Origin of the sequence: Paraburkholderia humisilvae, from assembly GCF_902859855.1 — a bacterium.
Classification (GTDB): domain Bacteria; phylum Pseudomonadota; class Gammaproteobacteria; order Burkholderiales; family Burkholderiaceae; genus Paraburkholderia; species Paraburkholderia humisilvae.
Window position 1 is genome coordinate 1 of sequence record NZ_CADIKH010000154.1, and the last position, 6,272, is coordinate 6,272.

Genomic DNA, 6,272 nt, shown 5'->3' on the forward strand with positions numbered 1-6,272 from the left:
TTGCCTCGTCCAACGGCTTCTTTGCCATGGCGCGTATCTCCATTCAATCCGTTAGAGATATAACGCGCCAGCATCGAATCGGTTGTCATGTTTTATGGGAAACTCAATAGGAGCGCGCATCTACGAATGGTTGGCGATCTGGCGCGAAGGTGGTTACGAGGCTTTACGCGGAAAGGCAGAACGCGGAAGGCCCACAAAACTGTCATTGGAAGGTATCCGCTTCGTTTATCAGGCAGTCACAACCGCGAATCCGTTGCAGATGAACTTCAATTCCACATTGTGGACCCGAGATATGGTGCGGCTGTTAATCCAGGAACGATTCGCCGTCGAGCTGTCCGACGTCTCCGTCAGCCGACTGCTGCGCAAGCTTGGATTTGCTCCTCGTCGACCGCTCGCGCACGCATACGAATCCGATTGGGCGCGGGTCGACTCGTGGACGCGTGAACAGTATCCGGCGATTGTCAGGAAGGCAAAGCGCAGACGCGGTCACATCTTCTTCGTGGACGAATCAGCGGTATCGTCGAGAGACCACGTCATCACTTTTACCGCACCGATGGCCACGGCTCCAGTGGCGCAGGAAGCTGACGTGAAGCTCATTTCCGCGATTAATCCGCGTGGCCAGCAGCGCTTCATGAGCTTTAAGGGAGATTTTAGTATCCCTGTCTACGTCGAGTTCGCCAGGCGTCTGCTGCTCAACGCGGATGAGCCAATTTTTCTGATCGCAGACCGCCATCCAGTCCATTGCTGCGAGGAGGTCATGCAATTGGCCGCGGAATCCGAAGGGCGGCTTTGGCTATTCTTCTTGCCAGTCTAATCTTGTAGACCTGCGCTCTTGATCGCAACAGTTCGCATTCCAGCTAGGGATGCCGTCCAACTAGCCTGAGTGTTTGCCGCATCGAAGGGATGCACGTATTTCGCGTGCAGTGACATCACCTGATGTCCGAGGCGCTGGATCTTTCGCGCCTACCAGTCGGGGCCGCTCCACAGCCTCCATGGCCGCAGTTCCTGGTGCCCTTTTCGCAAGAGACTGAATCGGTTGTCGACGACGAAATTTTCGATTACAGAAACACGGAAGTTCACCTATGTTGGTCGTACCCGCTTATCCCTTTCTCCTCTCCGCCTTTGTGCTGGTAGATTTCGCTTTGCCTTCTCCTGTGACACTAAAATTCAGGCGACTTGCAGGTCGCACAAACACAGCCTTTGCGACATCCGGACGATATCTCGTAGCATTCGGTTGGGGCTGTCCGTACCTCGAGTGACTGGCCATACTTTCACTTTCGTACATTGATTCCGTCGGTCAAGAAAGAACCCCTTTCTGCCCCTCGCTCCACTTCTTCGACATGTCTGCTGGGCTTATGTCAAGGAAACAAAGCACCGAGTCGGGCCGGTGAGCCGTTCAGCGAGAAGCGCTACACGTCGGCGTGACTACGCTAAGAGGAAGGGGCTAAACCCGATGGTATTCCAAGTACCAAACATTCTGCTGCTTGTGAAGAGAAAATCGTAAATGGATTTCGTGAGTCGGACTCGGCTACATTGCGGCTGGTGTGGATCAAATTAACAAGCCTGTCCTTGCCTGTTTCGACCTTGTCTCATGTTGGATCATGATGGAACTTGGTCGGGAGAACCTCAATAGCTTCCCGCGCGAACGAGCGGCAGTGTGGAATCGATGGAGCGCCGACGTGAGAAGCATGGCACGGAGAACACATAGAGTCGAATTTAAATTCTACCGGACAGATATACCAAGCCCTCGATAAGCGTGACCAAAATGAAGGCGAATAGTGGCCGGACTGGTGACTTGGGGTATCCGAGGAGCCTCTCTTTTGACGGGTGATACATGAATTCTTGAGTGGGCCAGCCGTGGCGCTCAACGCCATCACCACCGTTCGTACCTATCGAATGTGGCAGGGGCCCGAGGTGGCGGTGCGTTGCCAGTTTATAAAAAGGTTAACTATTGAAATTGACATCGGAGAGGTTGTTGAGATCGATGGAACTGGGGCGGGGTTATTGTACGTTCGAACTCGCGGATCGCTTTGGCATGTCTGTGACCGAGATGAATGACATGCTATGTTTGCTTGCTGAGCGTGGGTTGGTACGAATGCATAGCCGGTCAACACGCATAATTCGATTTGAGCGCATTTCTTGCGGCCTGCCGTACGTGACTCCGCATTCCGATCGTTCAATAACGCCACGTTCGCCACTGATGAGCGAATGCGGACCGGGCATTGGATGCGATTTTTGGGGTGCGACCGAAGACTGGTTTGGCAATTGAAGTGAGGTTGACCCCCTCTGAAGTGTGCTGTTTCCTGGAAGCAGGGCTGCGTGTTCTGATCTGGTGGCGTTGAAAAGAAAGGCTTGAAACACCACCGGCCCGTTCAGGTTGGTGCTTTCAGTTGATTGGGAATGCAAATTTAGAAAAATGATACGTTAAATTAATAGGTGGAGTGTATGAAATTAAAATCGCTTGTTCTTGGACTTGGTTGCTGCGCGTTGCCGCGCTTGGCGGTGTCGGACGCTTTGCTGGCCGAATATCTCGCGAGGGAGCAGCAAAAAGTTGGTGTGGAAATGTTTACCTCCGAGAACTATAAGGTGGGTCTGGTTCGTCATATTGTTTTGTTTAAGTATAAAAAATCTGTCACTCTAGCCGAGAGGAATGAAATAAAGTTAAGATTTCTTGCACTCAAAACCGAGTCACTAATGAATGGTCATCGTTATATAAAATCGATTGAGGCTGGCGACCAAGTGAGTGGGGAAGGCTTGAGCCGGGGTGTTGTCCACGTATTTGTTGTCACATTTTTATCGGAGGGAAGTCGAAACTATTATGTTGGAGATCCTCTCGTCAAAGATCCTCTTTACTATGATGCTGCGCACGCGGATTTTAAGAAGTTTGTAGGTCGGTTTTTGTCGGAAGTTACGGTCGTTGACTACCGACCGGGCGATAGCAAAGAGCAGCAGGTTTTGAGCGCAAATTAGGGTTAGTTAAGCGCAATGTGTTCAATCTCGCGATGCATAGCACGGCGGATTCCGCATGGCCCCTGCCGCCGGTGTTGACGTGGGCGCGGGTCGATCGCGACGATGAGCGACGGTTCGTACGTCGCACCGCCCGCTTCTTTCCGCAAGCATGCGCAGCGACTCGTAAACTGTCAGCGCCCGGATGGTCCGCAAGGTCAAAACCATTGGCAATTGAAAGAAGGTGAAGTTCCGCATCCTGAGGGTTCACGTGCGCATCGTAAACGCGAGCTCAGATTTCCTGCAAAAGGCATCAAACGGAACTAGGAAAAACCACGCAATGCCGTCGAAGATTTGCAGGTGCGGAATATGACCAGATCTGCCAATGGAACGGCAGACGCTCTCCCGGGCGCAATGTTCGGGCAAAGCGCGGGCCTGAACAAGTCCATCCTGGATCAAGGTGGGGCGAGCTCCACTGGCGACTGGAGTACAAGACGGCATGGTGCGGCGGATTGTTCGTCGCAGTAGAGCGGAAGAACATGAGACGTACGTGCCCGTGCTGTGTTCATGTATCGAAGGACAATCGCAAGACGCAAGCGCGGTTCGCTGCATCGCGTGCGGACACGAAGCGAACGCCGATCACGTCGGCGCACTTTACGTTCTGGAGGCAGGACATGCCGTTATTGCCTGTGGAGCTGGGCGCACTCAGGTCAGCCGGTGAGGCGGGAACCCGCGAAGAATTCGCGGCAGACAGAGGCGTCGGCCGCCGCGTCATCTGGAGCATTGAGCGGGAGAGGCAATCCGCCCATCGGCTCTCTCGATCGGATTACGAAGTTTTTCAGACTGAAGACTGGGTTTTTTCGATCAGGCGGAAAGCCCTTCTCAGGCCTCAACCCAATAGCTTTGCCCCCATCGGCTTGGTGGCCGCACGCGATGTATCGAAAGGTGAGCAGCCACGGACGTGGGCCACACAGAGTTTATTTGGCTGTTTCACATCGCCTATTGGAGTTATTTATCGGTGAAATAAAATATTATTTTAAATAAAATGTTTCGTCGATTTTAATTATTGTTTCCGGAGGAATGGCTGTGGGATCATCGATTCCGTAGCTATTAGAGGGAATCCCGTGGTCACCACTTTCAGTGGACGCAAGTGATACTGCCGGCGGGTTTGGCCGATGGTCTGCAGTTATTTGCTCGAGGCTCAGGCGTCAAGTTGGCTGCACTGGGAAGAGAAGTGTTGGGCCAGGTTCGCATTGCTGCTCGACTCATGCCGCTCCGCAGCGGCGAGCTGTTCATTTGCAGAGCGGTCAGATGAGCAGAGGTGACATCGAGAGTCGGCGCGCAATCCCTGTTTGAATCCATGGATTTGACGGGTTCGAGGCATAGTGCTTCAGTGCCATCTGCAGTACGGAGGCCAGCATGGATGCGATGATTGGTGACCAAAAAAGATCACTCTGCAGAAAGACTTCGTTGAGCGAGGGAAGGGGCGAGTTCGTCGCCGCATTGGAAGATGGGCACGACGCTCAATTCGTCTTGGGTGCCACGTTGAACACGCGATGGCTTGGGGCAGCGTGGTGTGCGTCATTGCCTCCGGCTCTCAGTCTGACCGTGATCGATTCCTTACGGCTGCCCCAAGACGCCTGCCCGCTTTTCGTGATGGCGCAACGTCGATGGCTCGCGGCCACTCAACCGCAGATCTCAATACGACCACGACGTTCGTTCTACTGCGTGCGACGGGTGAGAGATCGTTCGCACGTTCGAATTATTCGGCCGAACAGGCGCGCCGTCAGCTTGCGCGAGGCACTTTGGACCACGCAGAGTGCCTACGATCCCGCCTGGCCGGAAGCTGTGATCGAGGCCCACGGCCGTAGAGCGTGTAATGACCAGTTGATATGGCACTCGATATATTGATACCAATCGGTTGCTCAGGCGCCGTCGGTGCGTATTATCAAGAGGACGATATGACCTTCATTGCCGGCAAGAAAGGGGGAATGGTAGTAGTCGTGCGTGTTCAGGGGGAGCATTTGGGGCCAAAGGAATACGTCGTGGCCTATGGCACGGTCCTGGCCGAACTCATGGCGAAAGTCGAACGCTCACCGCGCTCGGATTTCTCCAACACGCAACTGTTTCGCGAGAGCGTTCGGGCGAAGCAGGCGTGGCTAATGGCGCGATCGCTATCAAAGTTGCGCAACAGCATAATAGATGGCGAGTCCGCGCCGAACAACATGACGCGAGTGCACGAAGACGATGCGTCGATTGTACTGCAATGGATCGAGCGGGCGCTGAGTGTAGAGCCGTGTGGTCAGGTTGTCGTGGGAAGTGGTGCCCATTGGCACGATTTCGTCCTGGAAAATGAAGACGTTGTTAATGTACCACCTCTTGATGGAATGGTACGCGTCGTGGGCGAGGTACATACTCCAAAATCGATCGCCTATCAGCCCGAACTGGAGCCGGACATGTACATCCAGCGGGCCGGCGGTTTCACGAAAAACGCCGACAGGTTACACACGATCGTCGTTCACAAAGACGGCACATTTGTCGACTCACGGCACAGCACCGTCGTTCAGCATGGCGACAAGATTATGGTGTTGCCAAAAGTCACCCTCAATAGTGCGCCGGTTGCCAAAGATCTTTTCACAATACTCTACCAGATCGCCACTTTTGCCAAGGTGGTCGTACGGTTACAGCATCATTTCGATAACCCGTCCTGCCCCCTTTCACCGCACGAAACCGCAAGGACACGCCTTGCGACCGCGTCCCGTAGTGCAGCCGCGCATCCCTTGAAAGGGCGATGAGGCGATGGTTGTTCGCAAGTTCGGGAACGGTCATCGTGGTCATCTGATCCTCGCGATGGGTTCGGTCTTCTCGTCCAGAATGCCTTCGGTCATGAAAAAGCATGTCCCCACCCTAGTGATCGCGCTCACTATTCTGACGGTCAACGGTTCCTACGGCGGTCTTGCAGGCCTTAGCTGTCGCGGCACTCATACTTCCGTTTGGATGGCAATTTGCCCGAATCCAGCTCCTTATTCGCGACACCCCAGTATGCAATCTTATCCGGGGCCTAGTATGCTTCCGGCAGCGCAAGGTCTGACGTTCGGCAAGTTATGGAATACTGCGCTTCAAGATGGTCAAGCCAACTCGGAAGGGCAGGTCACGGGAACTTGCGACCTGCAGAGTATCTGTCTGACGGGCGCGTACCAGAGTCAGATCGAGGCGCTTATTGAGTTTCCCATAAAACATGACAACCGATTCGATGCTGGCGCGTTATATCTCTAACGGATTGAATGGAGATACGCGCCATGGCAAAGAAGCCGTTGGACGAGGCA

At 53.9% G+C, this 6,272-nt stretch carries 4 protein-coding genes; all 4 read left to right on the forward strand.

From position 1 onward, the window contains the following. Positions 1 to 94 precede the first annotated feature (94 nt). The 4 genes from HV796_RS39620 to HV796_RS39635 all read left to right on the forward strand — a co-directional run bounded on the left by HV796_RS39620 (position 95) and on the right by HV796_RS39635 (position 6,222). Positions 95 to 814 carry an IS630 family transposase gene (locus tag HV796_RS39620; RefSeq protein WP_175233208.1) on the forward strand — a complete coding sequence of 240 codons (720 nt, stop codon included), beginning with the start codon at positions 95 to 97 and terminating at the stop codon, positions 812 to 814. 1,631 nt (positions 815 to 2,445) lie between these two features. After that, positions 2,446 to 2,970 (forward strand): Dabb family protein, encoded by a 525-nt coding sequence (locus HV796_RS39625; RefSeq protein WP_175233209.1) that lies wholly within the window; start codon positions 2,446 to 2,448, stop codon positions 2,968 to 2,970. 1,868 nt (positions 2,971 to 4,838) lie between these two features. Then, positions 4,839 to 5,741, forward strand: a complete 903-nt coding sequence (locus tag HV796_RS39630; protein ID WP_175233210.1) for a polysaccharide biosynthesis/export family protein — start codon at positions 4,839 to 4,841, stop codon at positions 5,739 to 5,741. Positions 5,742 to 5,745: 4 nt separating this feature from the next. Further along, positions 5,746 to 6,222, forward strand: coding sequence for a hypothetical protein (locus HV796_RS39635; RefSeq protein WP_175233211.1), 477 nt, complete (start codon positions 5,746 to 5,748; stop codon positions 6,220 to 6,222). The last annotated feature ends 50 nt before the right edge of the window (positions 6,223 to 6,272 follow it).

Coding starts and splice junctions, on each gene's coding strand:
- HV796_RS39630 (WP_175233210.1), top strand. CDS start 4,839: ATGGCACTCGATATATTGATACCAATCGGTTGCTCAGGCGCCGTCGGT.
- HV796_RS39620 (WP_175233208.1), top strand. CDS start 95: ATGGGAAACTCAATAGGAGCGCGCATCTACGAATGGTTGGCGATCTGG.
- HV796_RS39625 (WP_175233209.1), top strand. CDS start 2,446: ATGAAATTAAAATCGCTTGTTCTTGGACTTGGTTGCTGCGCGTTGCCG.
- HV796_RS39635 (WP_175233211.1), top strand. CDS start 5,746: ATGGTTGTTCGCAAGTTCGGGAACGGTCATCGTGGTCATCTGATCCTC.